We start from the raw sequence: 16832 nt of genomic DNA, 5'->3' as shown, positions 1-16832 counted from the left end.
TGCCGCGCCGCCGACGGGCAGCACGGCAGGCTGAGCCGCTCAGCCGCGGCCCAGGGCCTGGCGGAAGGCGCGCCGGTACTGCGGCGGGACGATCTCGCCGTCGCCGCGCAGGGCGAGCGCGGCGTCCAGGCCCCAGTTCGGCTCGCGCAGGAAGGCGCGACCCACGCGCACCACGTCGGCCTGCCCGGTGGCGAGGACGTGCTCGGCCTGGAAGGGCGTATCGAGCATGCCGACCGCGGAGACCGGCACCTCGGTGTGCTCGCGCAGGTGCGCGGCCAGCGGCGTCTGGTAGCCGGGGCCGACGGGGATCCTCGACCCCTCGGGCAGCACGGCGTTGCCGCCGGAGGAGACGTCGACCATGTCCACGCCGTGCTCGCCGAGCCAGGTGACGACCTGGGTCGCCTGGTCGAGGTCGAAGCCGCCCTCGACCCACTCGGTCGCCGAGATCCGCACCAGCACCGGCATGCCGACGGGGACCGCTCCGCGCACCGCGTCCACGACGCGCAGCAGGAGGCGTGCACGGCCGGCGAGCTCGCCGCCGTAGGAGTCGGTGCGCTGGTTGCTCAGCGGCGAGAGGAACTCGTGCAGCAGGTAGCCGTGGGCGGCATGGATCTCCAGCAGGTCGAAGCCCGCCTCGACGGCGCGCACGGCGGAGGCGGCGAAGGCCGCGACGACCTCGTCGATCCCCGCCTCGTCCAGGGCGGTGGGCTCCGTGAGCTGGTCGTAGGCGATCGCGGAGGGGGCCACGGTCTCCCAGCCGCCGTCGGCGCCTGCGAGGGAGGCGCCGGGCTGCGGGGTGCCCCACTCGGGCTCGGTGGAGGCCTTGCGCCCGGCGTGGGCGAGCTGGATCCCGGCCGCCGCGCCGAAGGAGTGGATCAGGTCGACGATCGGGCGCAGCGCCTCGCGCTGGGCGTCGTCCCACAGGCCGAGGTCCTGCGGGGAGATGCGCCCCTCGGGGACCACGCCGGTGGCCTCGAGGATCACGGCGCCGGCGCCGCCGCGGGCGAAGGAGCCGTAGTGCATGAGGTGGTAGTCGGTGGCGACGCCGTCGCGGGCGGCGACGGAGTACTGGCACATGGGCGGCACCCAGATGCGGTTGCGGACGGTGAGGTCGCGCAGGGTGATCGGGGTGAGCAGGTGCTGGGACATGGAGAGGCCTCCGCGGTTCGGGGACGGACGGGCCGCCGGCGCTCCGTGCGGGGCGCCGAGCTCGGCGACGTCCGCGACGCTAGTGCGGCCCGACATGCGCACGCCAATAGCAGGCCCTATGGGAGGTATCCCTCCTCCTATGGCGTGAGGTCACCGGCGCGTCTACCCTCGGCGCTGTGACGACCTCCACTCTCGCCCCCGTCCAGGACCTCAACCTGCTGCGCACCTTCCTCGCCGTGCATCGGGCGGGCTCCTTCACCGCGGCGGCCCCCGCGCTCGGGCTCACCCAGCCCACCGTCACGGCGCAGATCCGCAGCCTCGAGGAGCAGCTGGGGCGCCAGCTCTTCCAGCGACTGCCGCGCGGGGTGGAGCCCACCGCCTTCGCCCGGGAGCTCGCCGAGCGGATCTCCGGGCCGCTGGACGATCTCGACGTGGTCGCGGGCGGAAACTGCGAGCTCGATGGGCGCACCGCACCCGTGCACCTGGCAGGGCCCCCGGAGCTGCTGTGCTCGCACGTGCTGCCCGCGCTCGCCCCGCTGGTGGCGGGCGGGGTGCGCGTGCACGTGGCGACCGGGGAGGACGAGGAGCTGCTCGAGCAGCTGCGGGAGGGCCGGCACGACCTGCTGATCACCGCCCAGCGGCCGCGCGGCCGGGCGCTCTCGGTCACGAAGCTCGCGGAGGAGGAGCACCTGCTGGTCGCCGCCCCGGCCTGGGCCGGCCGCGTCGAGGCGCGCACGGAGGGCGTGGCGGTCTGCGCCGCGCTCGAGGCGGTGCCGCTGGTCTCCACGGACGACGACATGCCCGTGGTGCGCCGGTACTGGCGCACCCAGTACGGCAAGCAGCATCCGGCGGTGGGTCCGGCGCTGACGGTGCCGTCCCTGCACGCCGTGATCGCCGCGGTGCGGGCCGGGGCCGGGTACTCGGTGCTGCCGCGCTCGCTGTGCGCGGCAGATCTCGCCGCGGGCGCGCTCGTGCAGCTCGAGGAGCCGGAGCGCCCGCGCACCACGACGCTGATGCTGGTGCAGCGCCCCGGCGCCGAGCAGAACTCCGCGACGGGGCAGGTGGCCGACGCGCTGCTGCAAGCGGCCCGGACGGCGCGGCATCCTCGTATCGCGCCTACGTGACCGGGGCCACCCGGCCCATACTGGGGGCATGAAGGAGAACACCGCTCGACGACGGGTCCTGATCACCGGGGCGACCGGAGGGATCGGCTCCCACCTGGTGCGCACGCTGCCGGAGGACTACGAGCTCGTCCTCCACGGCCGCGATCCGGACGAGGCGCCCCCGGGGAGGGAGCTGCGAGTCGCCGATCTCGCCGACCTCGAGGAGGTCGCGGCGCTCATGGACGGCATCGACACCGTCGTGCACATGGCCGGGGCCTCCTCACCGGAGTCGAGCTGGGAGGCGGTGCTCGAGGCCAACATCGTCGGCGTGCGCAACGTGCTCGAGGCGGCGCGCCGGGCGGGCGTGCGGCGCGTGGTGCTGGCCTCGTCGAACCACGTCTTCGGGATGTACGACCGCCACGAGCTGTGGCCGGTCTACCCCGATCAGCCGCCGCGGGCGGACTCCCTGTACGGGGTCTCGAAGGTCTTCGGCGAGACCCTGGGCCGCTTCTACCACGACGAGCACGGGCTGGACGTGATCTGCCTGCGCATCGGCTGGTTCAGCGAGGACCCGCTCGAGGCGGAGGAGGAGATCCTGCGCGCCATGTGGCTCAGCCCTGCGGACTGCACCGAGGTGGTGCGGTGCGCGATCGAGGCAGAGGTCCGCTTCGGGCTGTACTACGCCATCTCCGACAACCCCGACCGACGCTGGTCGATGACGAACACGCATCTCGAGCTCGGCTACCGTCCCCGCGACGCCTGGACGTCCCTGCCCGGCGCAAGAGAGCACGTCGTCGAGGGAGGTGCCCCGGTGCGGGACTCCTGGCCGCGCGGTTCATGAGCGGCGCCCAGGAGCCGCGCTCCTCCCCCGCCCCTCGTCCCTCTCCCCCGCAGGCCGCGTCGGCAGCACCCACGGCGATGCCGTCGACGTCAGAATCCTCCGCGTCGGAGTCGTCGGCGACGGAGCCATCGGCGATGTCGTCATCGGCGATGCCGCCGCCGACGCCGTCGGGCCGCTCGGCGACCGCGGTCCGCGCGGCCCGCGGCGCACGGGTCGCCGTCGCGATCCTCGTCCTGGCGGCCCTGCTCACCAGCACCCTCACCGCGATCCGGGACGGCTCCCTCGCCCAGCACCTCTCCTTCTTCACGAACCAGTCCAACCTCGCCTTCGCCCTCCTGCTGCTGGCCGGGACCGCGCTGTCCCGGCGACGGCGACCGCCGTGGTGGGACGACCTGCGCGGCGCGGCCGCGTTCTACCTCGTGATGACCGGGATCATCTACGCGCTGCTGGTCGCGCCGCTGGACGAGCTGCTGCGCTGGGACATCGGCTGGACGGGGATCGTGCTCCACCGTCTCGCCCCGGTCGCGGCGCTGCTGGACTGGCTCCTGACCCCGCGGCGCCGCACCCCGTCGGCCCGGCGGGTCCTGGCATGGCTGGCGTATCCGATCGTGTATCTCGTCGCGACCTGGCTGCGCGGGGGCGCGACCGGCTGGTACCCCTACGCCTTCCTCGACCCGACCGCCTCGTCCTGGCCGCAGGTGCTCGCGACGACCGGGGTGGTGCTGGTCGCCTTCCTCCTGTTCGCGGCGCTCGTGCACCTGGCGGAGGCCCGGCTGCGCAGGCAGGAGGTCCCGGCCGGGCCCCCGCAGCGCTCCCTAGGTTGAGGTCAGTCGTGGCCCTCGGCGAGGAGCGAGGCGAGCTGGGCGATGCCGGCGGAGTCGCCCTGGACGGCCACGCGCTGCTCCTCTCCCTCCAGGTGCGCGAGGGCCTGCTCGCGCCCCCAGGCCCACAGGTCCAGCGCCTGCGCGGTGCCGGCGGCGCGGGCCCGAGGCAGGTCGCCGGGAGCCTGCCCCTCGGGCAGGAGGCGACCGACGGGGACGTCGAACTCCTTCCCATCACGGGGCCGCGTTCCGCTCCAGCGGCTGACCTCCAGCATCCGGGCGGTGCCGCCCTCGGGCGCGATCTCCGCGACGGCGACGGGACGCGTCTCGGCCCAGTCGGGGATCCACTCGAAGCCGGCGGGCCACATCACCTCGAGCACATGGGCGAGTCCGTCGGCCGCGACCTGCCGCGGGATCGGGGTGACGGGGCGGCCGGCGGTGAGCTCGGCGTCGACGCGATGGATCGTCGCCTCGTGGGTCTGCATGCGGCGGGTGATCCCCACGCCCTGGACGGCGGAGTACCAGAACCAGGCGGGCTCGTCGTCGGCGCGGGCGGCGAGCTGGGACAGCAGCGCCTCGGTCGCGCTCGCGCGGCGGGCGAGGAGGGCGTCGCGCTCGGCGGGCCGCGCGTCCCGGCTCTCCTCGATCGCCATGACCTGCTCCTCGGCGGTCGCCCCGGACTCGAGGATCGCCGCCCAGAACTCGTGCACCTCGGCGAGGTGCCACAGCAGGTCGTCGGCGGTCCAGCCGGGGCAGGTGGGAACGCTCTGCTCGGGGTCGACGGAGGTGAGGGCGGCGACGGACCGCTCGGTCTCCTCGCGGATGTGGGCGACGGCATCGATGCTCATGACGCCCATCGAAGCACCCCGGGGTGACGGACGTCACCCCGTTCGCCCACAGGAACCTTGAACACACATACCCCTTGGGGGTATACATGGAGGCAGTTCGATACCCCTTGAGGGTATACCCGGATCATCACGAGGAGAGCCCCGATGAGCGCGACCACGATCGACTTCCAGGTCACCGGCATGACCTGCGGCCACTGCGAGATGTCCGTCCGCGAGGAGGTCGGCGGGGTCCCCGGCGTCACCGGCGTCGAGGTCAGCCACGAGACCGGCCTGCTCCGCGTGGGCTCCGATGCCGCGGTCGACGAGGCCGCCGTGCTCGCCGCCGTCGAGGAGGCCGGCTACTCCGCCGTCCGCGCCTGACCCCGCCGAGGGATCGCCTCGCCGCAGGGAGTCGCTCTGCGCCGCCCTCCGCCTCTCGCGGCGGCCGGTCCCCACCGGTCGCCGCGGGACCGCACCAGACCCTCCCACGACGCGGTCGCAATCCGCGAGGAAGAAGCCCCAGGATGAGCACCAGAGAGGCCCCGCAGCCGCTCGACGTCGGCATCGAGCTCGAGATCGGCGGCATGACCTGTGCCTCGTGCGCGAACCGCATCGAGCGCAAGCTCAACAAGCTCGACGGCGTCAGCGCGTCCGTGAACTACGCGACCGAGAAGGCGCGGGTCATGGCGCCGGAGGGCTACGACCCCCAGCAGCTCGTGACCACGGTCGAGCAGGCCGGCTACACCGCCGCCCTCCCCGCCCCGCCGACGGCGAGCGCCGGGTCGGAGGATGCCGAGGAGTCGGAGGATCCCGAGCTGCGCTCCCTGCGCCGGCGCCTGATCGGCGCCGCGCTCCTCACGATCCCGGTGATCGTGCTGTCGATGGTGCCGGTGCTCCAGTTCACGAACTGGCAGTGGCTCGTCCTGACGCTCGCCTCCCCCGTCGTGGTGTGGGCGGCCTGGCCCTTCCACCGCGCCGCCGCGATCAACCTCCGCCACGGCGCCACGACCATGGACACGCTGATCTCCGTCGGCGTGACCGCCGCCTATCTCTGGTCTCTGTACGCCCTGTTCCTCGGCACCGCGGGGATGCCGGGGATGACCCATGAGTTCTCGCTGACCATCGGCCGGACCGACGGCTCGGCGAACATCTACCTCGAGGTCGCCGCGGGCGTGACCATGTTCATCCTGCTGGGCCGCTATCTCGAGAAGCGCTCGAAGCGCCAGGCCGGTGCCGCGCTGCGCGCCCTGCTGGACATGGGCGCGAAGGATGTCGCCGTGCTGAAGGGCGGCGCCGAGGTGCGCGTGCCCGTCAGCGAGCTCGCCGAGGGAGACCTCTTCGTGGTGCGGCCCGGCGAGAAGATCGCCACCGACGGCGTCGTCGAGCAGGGCGGCTCCGCCGTGGACGTCTCGATGCTCACCGGCGAGTCAGTGCCCGTCGAGGTGGGTGAGGGCGACGCCGTCACCGGCGCGACCGTCAACGCCGGCGGCCGTCTCGTGGTCCGCGCGACCCGCGTCGGCGCCGACACCCAGCTCGCCCGCATGGCGCAGATGGTGGAGGACGCCCAGTCCGGCAAGGCCGAGATCCAGCGCCTCGCCGACAGGGTCTCGGGCATCTTCGTGCCGATCGTCCTCGTCATCGCGATCGTCGTGCTCGCCGCCTGGCTGCTGACCGGGAACGGCGCCGAGGCCGCCTTCACCGCGGCCGTCGCGGTGCTGATCATCGCCTGCCCCTGCGCGCTGGGTCTCGCCACCCCCACCGCCCTGCTGGTCGGCACCGGTCGCGGCGCCCAGATGGGCATCCTGCTCAAGGGCCCCGAGGTGCTCGAGTCCACCCGCAGGGTCGACACCGTGGTGCTGGACAAGACCGGCACCGTCACCACCGGGAGGATGACCCTCACCGAGGCGGTCGCCGCTCCCGACGCCGACCCGCGCGAGCTGCTGCGCCGCGCCGGCGCCGTCGAGAACGCCTCCGAGCACCCGATCGCCCAGGCCATCGCGCAGGGTGCCGCCGCCCAGGGGGCAGCGGGGGCCGACGGCACCCTGCCCGAGGTGACCGACTTCGAGAACCTCGCCGGTCGCGGGGTGCGCGGCACCGTCGAGGGGGTCGAGGTTCTCGTCGGCCGGGAGAACCTGTTGGCCGGCGCCGCGATGCCCGCCGAGCTCGCCGCGGCGAAGGCGTCCGCGGAGGCCCGCGGCGAGACCGCCGTGGTCGTGGTCTGGGGCGGCAGGGCGCGCGGCGTGCTCGTCGTCGCCGACGTCGTCAAGCCCACCAGTGCCGAGGCCATCACCCAGCTGAAGGGCCTCGGCCTCACCCCCGTGCTGCTCACCGGCGACAACCGCGCCGTCGCCGAGCACATCGCGGCCGAGGTCGGGATCGGCGAGGTCATCGCCGAGGTCATGCCCGAAGACAAGATCGCCGAGGTCACCCGGCTCCAGGAGCAGGGGAGGATCGTCGCGGTGGTCGGCGACGGCGTGAACGACGCCCCGGCGCTCGCCCAGGCCGACCTCGGCCTCGCGATGGGCACCGGGACCGACGTCGCGATCGAGGCCGGGGACATCACCCTGGTGCGCGGCGACCTGCGCTCCGCGGCCGACGCGATCCGCCTGTCCCGTCGTACCCTCTCCACCATCAAGGGCAACCTGTTCTGGGCCTTCGCGTACAACGTCGCGGCCATCCCGCTGGCGGCGCTGGGCCTGCTGAACCCGATGCTCGCCGGGGTCGCGATGGCGTTCTCCAGCGTGTTCGTGGTCGGCAACAGCCTGCGCCTGCGGTCCTTCCGCAGCCGTGCGCTGGAGAACCCGCAGGCGTCGGCCTCCGCCACGCCCGAGAACCGTCAGAAGGCCGCGGCCTGACCGCCCGCTCCGCTCTCCCCGGTCGACCACCCCAGGAGGACCCCATGACCACCATCGATCCCACTGGCGCCGTCGCCGGCGCCGCCGAGGCGGAGGCTCCCGTGACGGGCGCCGCGGAGGCCGGTGCCGCCGAGGGCCACGAGCACCACCACGGCTACATCACCGACAAGTCCCGCTATCTCGCGCGCCTGAAGCGGATCGAGGGCCAGGCCCGGGGTCTGCATCGGATGGTCGACGAGGAGAAGTACTGCATCGACATCCTCACGCAGATCTCCGCGCTGAAGAGCGCGCTGGACGGCGTGGCGATGGGCCTGCTGGACGACCACATGCAGCACTGCGTCCTGGACGCGGCCCGCTCCGGCGGCCCCGAGGGCGAGGAGAAGCTCAAGGAGGCCTCTGCCGCGATCGCCCGGCTCGTGCGCTCCTGACAGGACGGCTTCGTGGTCGGCGGAGCCGGGCATCGCCTACGCTGCTGTCGACGTGGCGCCGATCACATGCTCGGACGGGGCGGGCGGGCACTCGCCGAGGTCTGGCACCCCGCCTCTCTGCCGGTCCGGCTGCGGCCTGACGACGGCGCCCCGAGCCCCGGCCACGAGGACCCCGATCCGGATCGCCAGGCCCACCGCGCCCCCTGAGAGCGTGCCGCGCGACGCTCAGGACCGCAGAAGTGCGAGGGCATCCTCGAGCGTAACGAGCTCGGCCTGCCGATCGCCGACCAGGAGGTCGAGGACCGTGCGCATGTGCTCGGTCCGCTCGTCGGCGACCGCATCCTCGACCACGGCGGCGCGGACGTTGTGGGCATAGGCGTCCCGGGCGGTCTGGGCGATGCAGGCATGGGTCGAGACGCCGGCGATCAGCACCCGGTCCACGCCCAGGTTCCGGAGCCTCAGGGCGAGGTCGGTCCCGAACCAGGCGCTGTCGCGGGTCTTCTCGACGCCGGTCATCCCGGAGGTGTCCAGCTCGTGGACCACAGCGGTGCTCGGATCGCCGTGGAACAGGTAGCCGTGGTCGTCCTCGAACATGCTCAGCGTCCAGGTCGAGCGATCGCGACTGTGCTCGGTCGTCACCAGCAGGATCGGGGCCCCGGCCTCGCGGGCTCCGTCCGCGAGCGCCCCCACCGCGGCGAGGACGTCGGCGCGGGTGACGGCGAGGCCGGGAGCCTCGAAGAAGGCCTCCTGCAGGTCGACGAGCAGCAACGCGGTGCGCGGCGTCGTTCCCGGTTCCGCGGCGCGCGTCGTGCGGTCCGCGCTCACGGGGTCGGGCTCCCTCCCGTCACGGCGAGGGTCTCCCCGAGCACGTAGCTGGACTCGGAGGAGGTGAGGAAGACGTAGGCCGGCGCGAGCTCGGTGGGCTGGCCGGCGCGGCCCAGCGGCGTGCTCTTGCCGAACTCCGGCAGCGCCTCCTTGGGCTGTCCGTCGGAGACCTGGAGCGGGGTCCAGATCGGGCCCGGCGCGACCGCGTTGACGCGGATGCCGCGCGGAGCGAGCTGCTGGGCGAGCCCCTTGGTGAAGTTGTTGATCGCCGCCTTGGTGGAAGCGTAGTCCACGAGCGTGGGCGAGGGCTCGTAGGCCTGGACCGAGGTCGTGTTCACGATCGTGGAGCCGGCGGGGAGGTGCTTCAGCGCCGTCTTGGTGATGCGGAACATCGCGTGGATGTTGACCGCATACGTGTCCTCCCACTGCTGGTCGTCGATCTCCTCGAGGGACTCGACCGCGATCTGACGACCCGCATTGTTCACGAGGGCGTCGAGACCGCCGAGCCCTTCCACCGCGTCCTCGACGAGCCGGCGGCAGAACTCGGGATCGGCGAGATCGCCGGGCAGCAGCACGGCGGTGCGGCCTGCCTCCCGGATCACCTCGGCGATGCGCAGCGCGTCCCGCTCCTCCTGGGGGAGGTAGTTCAGGGCGACGTCGGCACCCTCCCGGGCGAAGGCGATCGCGACCGCTGCGCCGATGCCGGAGTCGGCGCCGGTGATCAGCGCGCGACGGCCCTCGAGGCGACCGGTGCCGCGATAGGACTTCTCGCCGCGGTCGGTGCCGGGGATCAGCTCGGCATCCAGTCCGGGCTCGGGCTGGTCCTGCTTCGGCGGGGAGATGTCGGGGAAGCGTGTGACGGGATTCGTGAAGGTGAGCTGGTCGGCCATGGGTTCTCCTCGGTAGAGGTGGCGGGTTTCCGCGGCGGTGCGTCGGGAGCGGTTCAGGGGGTCGTCGGGGCGGAGGCGATCGTCGGGTCGAGGACGACCTTGATGCAGCCGTCGTGCTTGCGCTGGAAGAGGTCGTAGCCCACGGCCGCCTCCTCCAGAGGAAGCCGGTGGGTGACCAGGTCGCCGACGCCCAGGGGATCCGCGGGGTCCTCGACCAGCGGCAGCAGCGCGTCGGTCCAGACCCGCACGTTGCACTGGCCCATGCGCAGCTGGAGCTGCTTGTCGAACATCGTCAGCAGCGGCATGGGGCTGGCCGCGCCGCCGTAGACGCCCGAGAGGGAGACGGTCCCTCCGCGGCGCACGAGGTCGATGGCGGTGTGCAGGGCAGCGAGCCGGTCCACCCCGGCGCGCTCCATGAGCGGCTGCGCGACCGCGTCGGGGAGCTTGCCGGCGAGGGTCTGGGCGAGACCGGCGACCGGGCTGCCCTCGGCTTCCATGCCCACGGCGTCGACGACGGCGTCGGGCCCTCGTCCCTGGGTGCGCTCGCGGATCTCGCCCACGGCGTCCTCGTTCAGGTCCAGCACCTCGATGCCGTGACGCTCGGCCATGGCCCGGCGCTCGGGGACGGGATCGATGCCGAACACGCGGGCCCCCAGGTGACGCCCGATCCGGGCCGACAGCTGGCCGACAGGTCCCAGGCCGATCACCGCGAGGGTGCGGTGCGCCGGAACACCGGCGTACTGCACGGCCTGCCACGCGGTGGGGAGGATGTCGCTGAGGAAGAGGTAGTTGTCGTCGGGCAGCTCGGTGCCGACCTTCATCAGACCGTAGTCGGCGTGCGGCACCCGGAGGTGCTCGGCCTGACCGCCGGGGACCTGACCGTAGAGCTTGGAGTAGCCCAGCAGCGCGGCTCCCGTGCCGCGCTCGGTCACCTGGGTGGTCTCGCACTGGGAGGGGAGCCCCTGCCCGCACATGGCGCAGTGCCCGCAGGAGATCGTGAAGGGGACGACGACCCGGTCCCCGGGGCGCACCCCGGTCACCTCGGAGCCGACCTCCTCGACGATCCCCATCGGCTCGTGGCCGATGATGTCGCCGGGTGTCATGAACGGTCCGAGCACCGAGTACAGGTGGAGGTCGGAGCCGCAGATCGCGGTGGAGGTGATGCGGACGATCGCGTCGGTGGGCTGCTGGAGGATCGGGTCGGGCACGGTCTCGACGCTCACGTGCTCGTTGCCCTGCCAGGTCACTGCTCTCATGGTCCCGCCTTCCGGTGGTGATCTCGGGGTCCTCGTTCCACGCTAGGGGGCGCCGTCGGCCCCCGTCCGCAGTGTCGACCGAAAGGTCTGCGTGGGCGGCAGCTCGGGAACGGGGGCGATGACGACGTCGTGCACCTTCCAGTCGAGCTCGACGATCCGGTCGCGCAGCGCGGCGATCCGGTCGAGGCTCGGCTCGGTCCCCGCGGCGGGGACCACGAACACCTCGGCATGGAAGACGTGCCCCTCGTCGCGGACCCGGGCCGAGGCCTCCCCCACCCAGGACTCCTCCTCCGCCCGCTCCTCGATCCGGCGCGTCAGCGGATGCGGTGCGGAGTCGTCGAAGGTCCGCGCCTCGGCATCGGTGAGCCCGCCGATCGAGCTGCGAAGATTCTTCACCCCGTCACGCAGGATCGAGACGGACACCAGCAGCGCGGCGGTCGCATCCGCCCACCAGAGCCCGAGACCCACCCCGATCACACCGGCGATGGTGGCGACCGCGGTGGACCAGTCGGCCTTGCCCATGTCGGCATCGGCGAACAGCACCTTGTCGTGCAGCGTCTCGGAGAGCGCGAGCTTCTTGTACCCCAGGAACACCGGGCCGATGCTGGTCACCACCATCACGGCGACCATCAGCCAGCCTGACCAGATCGCGTGGCCGAAGAGGACGGTCAGTCCGATCGGCGGCCTCTCGACGGTCACCAGGGTCATCATCGAGTCGATCGCGAGATAGCCGCCCATCGTGAGCAACGCGATCGCGGCGACCAGGTGGGCGACCCCGATCGAGCGGTGGAAGCCGTAGGGGTGCAGGCGGTCGGGCCTCTTGCGGATCCGGCGCGCCGCGACGAGGAAGGCGATCGGGGGCAGCAGCGAGAGCATGTCCTCCGCCCAGGCGGCCCGCATCGCCTGGGACTGCCCCGCGACGAGCGCGACCAGCGCGACGGTCGCCGACATCCAGGCCAGCGTGATCCACTCGAGGCGTCGGGCCCGGCGCAGCGTCTCGCGCTGCTCCTCGCCGAAGGCGTCGTGGCCCGACCCCGTCGCCTCCTCGCCGCCCTCGCCCTCGGAGCCGTTCACAGCTCGCCCCCGCGCTCGGCGAGGAACCGCTCGATGTCGATCATCAGCGCGTTCTCCCCCGGCTGCACGCCGACGACGATCTTCACCTCTGCGCCGTCGGGCCCCGTGGTCGTGGTGTAGGGGCGCGTCGTGGCGATCTCGGAGGTCCAGGGGACGTCGGAGGCGAGCCCTCCGACGACCACGTCGAGCCGTCCCTCCCGCATCATCGCCGCCAGGGTGTTCTCCCCTGCCGGCACCCACTCGACCTCGGCGTCGATCGTCTCGGCGTAGTCGGTGAACAGCTCGACCTCGGAGCCGCCGACGGTGCCGTCCGGGGCCACGTCGGTCCAGGGCGGGTTCTCGCTGACACCCACCCGGAGCACACCGTCCCGGGCCCGGTCGAGGGTGCCCTGGGGATCCGCGGGGAAATCGCCCCGGCAGCCGCCCAGGAGGACCGTCGCCGCCGCGACGAGCAGCAGCGCCCTGGGCCGTCGGGGAATGGTCATGCCCGCGCCTCCGTCTCCTCATGCCCTCCGTGCGCGTCGCCGCGCACCGCTCGTCTCCGCACCGCTGTCCTGTCCCAGGGCGCGACTCGATCAGCTCGACCATACTCAGCGCGGTCCGCGCCGGGCCGTCCGATCGGTCCACGCCTCCGGCCTGCAGGGGCGCCGTGACCGGTTGACCGTCATGGCGACGGGGCATGGGATGGGACACGCAGGTGCCGTCCTGACGACTGTGCCGCACTACCGTTCGACGGACGACCGGAGAGAGGGTCGATGATGCACCACGCCGACGGCGGTGGACGGATCACCGGGACGAAGGACGAGAACGACGACCCGATCTGGTTCGCGGAGCAGTGCCTGTCCAACGCCCTTCTACTGGAGACCTACCGCGCCGACGCGGAGGAGGTCGGCGACACCGAGCTCGCCGACCTTTTCGGCAAGGCGCAGAGCGACAGCACGAAGGGTGCGGAGCTCGCCGAGGACCTGCTGGCACGGCGTCTCGGCGCCCGCTGACCCACCCACCCGCGGCGCGGCCCGCCGCACCCACCGGAAGGCGGAGCCATGCTCGATCACGCCGAGGACGGCCTCTCCCTGAGCACGATGCAGACGCTCCTGCTCGAGAGCGACGACATCCAGGGTTTCCTCCAGGACTTCACCGATCTGCTCGCACGGCAGCTCTCGCTGGGCGGTCCCGAGCGCTGGTGCGCGGTGAGCCTGCTGAGGGATCGCAAGGCCGCCACCGCGGCCTCCTCGAGCCCTCAGGCCCTCGCGCTCGACGAGCTGCAGAACAGCTTCACCGACGGGCCATGCATGACCGCGATCCGCGAGAACGCCGTGATCCGGGTGGGCGACCTGCGCGACGACGACCGCTGGCCCGCCTACGCCGCCGCAGAGCTCGAGCAAGGGATCAGAGCCGTGCTCGGCCTCCCCTTCCACCTAGGCGACGAGGCGAAGGCCGGCCTGAACGTGTACTCGGCCACGCCCCACGACTTCGACCCAGCCACGATCGAGACGATCGTGCTCCACGTCGAGCAGGCCTCGAGCGCGCTGCGGCTCGCGGTTCGGCAGGCCCTGCACTCCGATGCGGCCCGGGACCTGCGCGCGGCGATGGAGTCGCGCACGGAGATCGACCTCGCGGTGGGGATCCTCATGGGCCGCAACCGGTGCAGCCAGGAGGAGGCCGTCGAGATCCTCAAGACGGCCTCGAACCACCGCAACGTCAAGCTGCGCGACCTGGCGACGGATCTCATCGCCTCGTGAGCTCCGCACCCCCGACGACGTCGTTCGAGACGTAGGAGCGGTTCGTCCCCGGGTGGGCTAGGCTCCGGGTGAGGTCTAGCAAGAGGCCTCTCCGCCAGCGTGCACGAAACGGCCTCCTCTCATGCCCCACTCCCTCTCCGTGACGGTCCATGTCGATCTGGACCTCCACGAGGTCGTCCTCTCGATCGCCGGATGCCTCACCGCCCGGACCTACGACTCCGTCCTCCCCGTCGTGGCCCAGGCCCGGGGTCTCGAACCCGCTCCGCGCCTCACCCTGGACCTCCTGGACATGCAGCACATCGACGTCGATGGGCTCCTCCCCCTGCGTCAGGCGATCGACCTCGCCGATCCCGAGCAGGCGGTGCCCCTGAGCATCAAGGCACCCGAGACGCTCCCGTCGTGCCCGCTCAGCTCCGCCGCCCCGAGAGCCGACGGCTCGGATTCGCCGCCGCTGCAGCTCCACCGGCGGACCGATGCCCCGGCGACCGCTGGATCCGACGATCCCCGACGGCTCCCGTCCGCCGCGGCGAGCCCGACGATCCTCACCGAGCGCGCCCGTCGGGGCATCGCACCGCGCAGCAGGCGGGAGGAGATCCTCGCCGGGGCCGCCGAGATGTTCGCCGAGCACGGCTATCACGGGGCGAGCCTGCGCGACATCGCCGGCCACATCGGGATCTCCCATCCGGGGCTCATGCACCACTTCCCCTCGAAGGACAGCCTGCTGCACACGGTCATCGACTCCCTCGAGGGCCGCACGCAGCGGACCCTCGAGGAGGTCGAGCGGCTGAGCGTCGAGCCGGAGGCGCTCATGCAGGAGCTCGCGGCGACCTGGCACCCGGGGGCCCTGCACGTGCGGCTGCTGGCCACGCTCGCCGCCGAAGCGGTCAGCGGCGATCATCCAGGACGCTTCCGCATGGCGCGGCTGCGACGCGTGCACGAGAACATCTTCGAGCAGTGCTTCACCGCCTACGGCGAGCGGGGGCTGCTGCGCAGGGGCCTCGATCCCGGCTTCGCCGGCAGGGCGCTGTTCGGACTCGTGCTGAACCTGGCCGTCCGCGAGAAGACGGTGCGGGCGATGCAGGGTCCGACCCATGACGACGGTCCCGTCCAGGAGCTCGCCCGGATGATGCGCTCGTTCCTCTCGAAGGACGCCGTGGGCTGACTCCGTGGGGCCGCGTCGGACCTCGTCGGGAGCGGTCTGGTCGCCCGCCCGGGTGGTCCACTCCGAGGGTGTTCCCCGGCGCGGCCCAGCCGGGCTGGCTAAAGTGACCGAGGCCGCACACTCCGCGAGAAAGTCACCGATGCCTGCACCCACCGCCCTCACCGCCACCGCCCTGCACGCCGGATATCCCGGCGAGGCCGTGCTCAAGGGGGTCGACCTCGAGCTGCGCGCCGGGCAGGGGCCGCTGGGCCTGCTCGGAGCCTCCGGCGCGGGCAAGACCACGCTGCTGGCGGCCCTCGCCGGGGAGCACCGCCCCAGCTCCGGCCGGGTCCAGTGGGAAGGGCGGGACGTCGCGAAGCTGCGGGGGATGGACAGGCGCCGCTTCCGCGCCGCCGTCCGCTTCGTCTCCCAGTACGCGATGACGATCACGGACCCTCGCGAGACCGTCGGCTCCCGCCTCCAGCTCGCCGCGAAGGAGGCCCGCAAGGGCGGCCGCACCCACTCCGTCTCCCCCGCCGAGATGCTGGAGAGCGTCGGGCTCGAGGAGCGCTTCCTGCCCCGCACCATGCGCACCCTCTCCGGCGGCGAGATCCAGCGCGTCGCCCTCGCGACCGCGCTGTCGACCCGGCCCGAGCTGCTCGTCCTGGACGAGCCGCTGACCGCCGTGGACCCCAACACCCGCGCCCGCCTCGCCCGCTCCCTCGGCGCGACCATCGAGCGACTCGGCATCGGCGCGCTCATCGCCTCCCACGACATCGAGCTCCTGCAGCGGCTGTGCCCCGAGATCGCAGTGCTCGGCCGGGGCCGGATCCTTGCCCGCGGCCCGCTGGCCGAGGTGCTCGCCGATCCCGAGGACGAGGAGATCCGCGAGCTCGTCGCGGCCCATCCCGTGGCTGTGCAGCGCTTCGCCTGAGCGCGGCGTCGCCAGCCCCATGCCCCTGCTCGCTGGCCCGCCTCGACGCCCCTCGCTGTTCCCTCGCTCACAGCACGGCCTCTCGAGTTGGACAGCGGGCGTCGCAGGGGTAAAGTTCTTCTCTGTCGGCGCCATTAGCTCAGTTGGTTAGAGCAGCTGACTCTTAATCAGCGGGTCCGGGGTTCGAGTCCCTGATGGCGCACCCGATGCAGAAGCCCCACCGGTCATCCGGTGGGGCTTCTTCGTGTCCCGGAACAGTCCGAGGCCGTCGACGAGGTCCCCCACGGACACGTCGTGATCAGGCGCGGCTGATCTGGTCGGCCCTCCCTCAGCGGCCGGGACGTGCAACCCTGGGAGCCGGAGATCGGGCGACGTCAAGGCCGAAGGCCAAGCACGATGCCGAGGGCGGCACCGAGCAGGAGGCCTGCTCCGGCGGTGATCAGCACACTGCCGGTGAGGGGAAGCAGGATGCCGATGGACAGCGCGAAGCCGATGATCATTCCGAAGGGCAGCCATGTAGCGTCGAAGGGGCGGCGTTTCTGCGGCATCGTCGAACTCTCCGTTCTGTCGGCTCTCTGCGACGTGATCGAGCTGCCTCCGGACGATGGCCTTCACGCGGTGGGCACGTGAGACGAGGAGGCGTGGGGCCGCCGGACGTGTGACGAGCCGGTGTCCGGGAGAGGCACTGTCCGCGAGCAGTGTCGCAACGTGCACACGTCGGCAGAAAGAGCGTTCGGGCCGGCTCAGCCTTGTGCTCTCCTCCGACCGTAGGCCGACCGGCGGACGTTGCCCAGGCCGTGAACCGAATGGAAGGGCGAGCGGCAGAGAGCCTCCTCCATGCGGCGTCACGCGACCTTCGCACGCCTTCACGCGCCTCTCGGGTGCCAGCACCGTGCGCCCACAGCCCTCCCTCCGCGGTCAAGTCCCCGGAAGTGGTGTAGCGATC

At 72.5% G+C, this 16832-nt stretch carries 18 protein-coding genes and 1 tRNA gene; 11 read left to right on the top strand and 8 right to left on the bottom strand.

Features of this window, described 5'->3' with window-relative positions:
* Positions 1–39 precede the first annotated feature (39 nt).
* Positions 40–1149 (bottom strand): NADH:flavin oxidoreductase/NADH oxidase, encoded by a 1110-nt coding sequence (locus HMPREF3159_RS10145; protein WP_070500925.1) that lies wholly within the window; start codon positions 1147–1149, stop codon positions 40–42.
* Positions 1150–1325: 176 nt separating this feature from the next.
* On the opposite strand from HMPREF3159_RS10145, the gene HMPREF3159_RS10140 reads away from it, so the two are divergent.
* The 3 genes from HMPREF3159_RS10140 (at position 1326) to HMPREF3159_RS10130 (ending at position 3917) form a co-directional block, all read left to right on the top strand.
* Positions 1326–2273: a LysR family transcriptional regulator gene (locus HMPREF3159_RS10140; protein ID WP_070500921.1), complete on the top strand. Its 948-nt coding sequence runs from the start codon at positions 1326–1328 to the stop codon at positions 2271–2273.
* A gap of 28 nt (positions 2274–2301) precedes the next feature.
* Entirely contained in the window at positions 2302–3093 is a 792-nt protein-coding gene (locus HMPREF3159_RS10135) for an NAD-dependent epimerase/dehydratase family protein (RefSeq protein WP_070500920.1), read from the top strand.
* A gap of 134 nt (positions 3094–3227) precedes the next feature.
* A complete protein-coding gene (locus tag HMPREF3159_RS10130; protein WP_246821602.1) occupies positions 3228–3917 on the top strand; it encodes a Pr6Pr family membrane protein in 690 nt (229 codons plus the stop codon).
* A 2-nt stretch (positions 3918–3919) separates the two neighbouring features.
* On the opposite strand, the gene HMPREF3159_RS10125 is transcribed toward HMPREF3159_RS10130, so the two are convergent.
* On the bottom strand, positions 3920–4762 hold the full coding sequence (locus HMPREF3159_RS10125; RefSeq protein ID WP_070500924.1) for a maleylpyruvate isomerase family mycothiol-dependent enzyme: 843 nt from the start codon (positions 4760–4762) through the stop codon (positions 3920–3922).
* 144 nt (positions 4763–4906) lie between these two features.
* Here HMPREF3159_RS10125 and HMPREF3159_RS10120 point away from each other — a divergent pair, with 144 nt between their 5' ends.
* The 3 genes from HMPREF3159_RS10120 (at position 4907) to HMPREF3159_RS10110 (ending at position 8024) form a co-directional block, all read left to right on the top strand.
* On the top strand, positions 4907–5122 hold the full coding sequence (locus HMPREF3159_RS10120; protein WP_070500918.1) for a cation transporter: 216 nt from the start codon (positions 4907–4909) through the stop codon (positions 5120–5122).
* A 143-nt stretch (positions 5123–5265) separates the two neighbouring features.
* Positions 5266–7596 (top strand): heavy metal translocating P-type ATPase, encoded by a 2331-nt coding sequence (locus HMPREF3159_RS10115; RefSeq protein WP_070500917.1) that lies wholly within the window; start codon positions 5266–5268, stop codon positions 7594–7596.
* Between the two features lie 44 nt (positions 7597–7640).
* On the top strand, positions 7641–8024 hold the full coding sequence (locus HMPREF3159_RS10110; protein ID WP_246821601.1) for a metal-sensitive transcriptional regulator: 384 nt from the start codon (positions 7641–7643) through the stop codon (positions 8022–8024).
* Positions 8025–8249: 225 nt separating this feature from the next.
* Here HMPREF3159_RS10110 and HMPREF3159_RS10105 read toward each other — a convergent pair whose 3' ends face one another.
* The 5 genes from HMPREF3159_RS10105 to HMPREF3159_RS10085 are packed head-to-tail and all read right to left on the bottom strand — an operon-like array spanning position 8250 to position 12554.
* Positions 8250–8849 carry a cysteine hydrolase family protein gene (locus HMPREF3159_RS10105; protein ID WP_070500916.1) on the bottom strand — a complete coding sequence of 200 codons (600 nt, stop codon included), beginning with the start codon at positions 8847–8849 and terminating at the stop codon, positions 8250–8252.
* Positions 8846–9739, bottom strand: a complete 894-nt coding sequence (locus tag HMPREF3159_RS10100) for an SDR family oxidoreductase (protein WP_070500915.1) — start codon at positions 9737–9739, stop codon at positions 8846–8848. The genes HMPREF3159_RS10105 and HMPREF3159_RS10100 overlap by 4 nt, the downstream gene beginning before the upstream one ends.
* A 53-nt stretch (positions 9740–9792) precedes the next feature.
* Entirely contained in the window at positions 9793–10995 is a 1203-nt protein-coding gene (locus HMPREF3159_RS10095; RefSeq protein WP_070500914.1) for an alcohol dehydrogenase catalytic domain-containing protein, read from the bottom strand.
* A gap of 42 nt (positions 10996–11037) precedes the next feature.
* The gene (locus HMPREF3159_RS10090; RefSeq protein WP_070500913.1) at positions 11038–12069 is read right to left on the bottom strand and encodes a cation efflux transmembrane domain-containing protein; all 1032 of its coding nucleotides are present in this window, start codon (positions 12067–12069) and stop codon (positions 11038–11040) included.
* Positions 12066–12554: a transporter substrate-binding domain-containing protein gene (locus tag HMPREF3159_RS10085; RefSeq protein ID WP_070500912.1), complete on the bottom strand. Its 489-nt coding sequence runs from the start codon at positions 12552–12554 to the stop codon at positions 12066–12068. The genes HMPREF3159_RS10090 and HMPREF3159_RS10085 overlap by 4 nt, the downstream gene beginning before the upstream one ends.
* Positions 12555–12824: 270 nt before the next feature.
* Between HMPREF3159_RS10085 and HMPREF3159_RS10080 the strand changes: the two genes are divergently transcribed.
* From HMPREF3159_RS10080 to HMPREF3159_RS10060, 5 genes are all read left to right on the top strand, one after another.
* On the top strand, positions 12825–13064 hold the full coding sequence (locus HMPREF3159_RS10080) for a hypothetical protein (RefSeq protein WP_083305906.1): 240 nt from the start codon (positions 12825–12827) through the stop codon (positions 13062–13064).
* A 48-nt stretch (positions 13065–13112) separates the two neighbouring features.
* Positions 13113–13811: a GAF and ANTAR domain-containing protein gene (locus HMPREF3159_RS10075; protein ID WP_070500911.1), complete on the top strand. Its 699-nt coding sequence runs from the start codon at positions 13113–13115 to the stop codon at positions 13809–13811.
* Positions 13812–13932: 121 nt separating this feature from the next.
* Positions 13933–14973: a TetR/AcrR family transcriptional regulator gene (locus HMPREF3159_RS10070; protein ID WP_070500910.1), complete on the top strand. Its 1041-nt coding sequence runs from the start codon at positions 13933–13935 to the stop codon at positions 14971–14973.
* Between the two features lie 139 nt (positions 14974–15112).
* On the top strand, positions 15113–15886 hold the full coding sequence (locus HMPREF3159_RS10065) for an ABC transporter ATP-binding protein (RefSeq protein WP_070500909.1): 774 nt from the start codon (positions 15113–15115) through the stop codon (positions 15884–15886).
* Between the two features lie 128 nt (positions 15887–16014).
* A tRNA-Lys gene (locus HMPREF3159_RS10060) sits at positions 16015–16088 on the top strand.
* Between the two features lie 172 nt (positions 16089–16260).
* Here HMPREF3159_RS10060 and HMPREF3159_RS17495 read toward each other — a convergent pair.
* On the bottom strand, positions 16261–16434 hold the full coding sequence (locus tag HMPREF3159_RS17495; RefSeq protein ID WP_010549725.1) for a hypothetical protein: 174 nt from the start codon (positions 16432–16434) through the stop codon (positions 16261–16263).
* Positions 16435–16832 lie beyond the last annotated feature (398 nt).

Origin of the sequence: Brachybacterium sp. HMSC06H03, from assembly GCF_001807385.1 — a bacterium.
Taxonomy (GTDB): domain Bacteria; phylum Actinomycetota; class Actinomycetes; order Actinomycetales; family Dermabacteraceae; genus Brachybacterium; species Brachybacterium conglomeratum.
The sequence above is the reverse complement of the archived record's forward strand: the minus strand, read 5'-3'. Positions and strand labels throughout refer to the sequence as shown.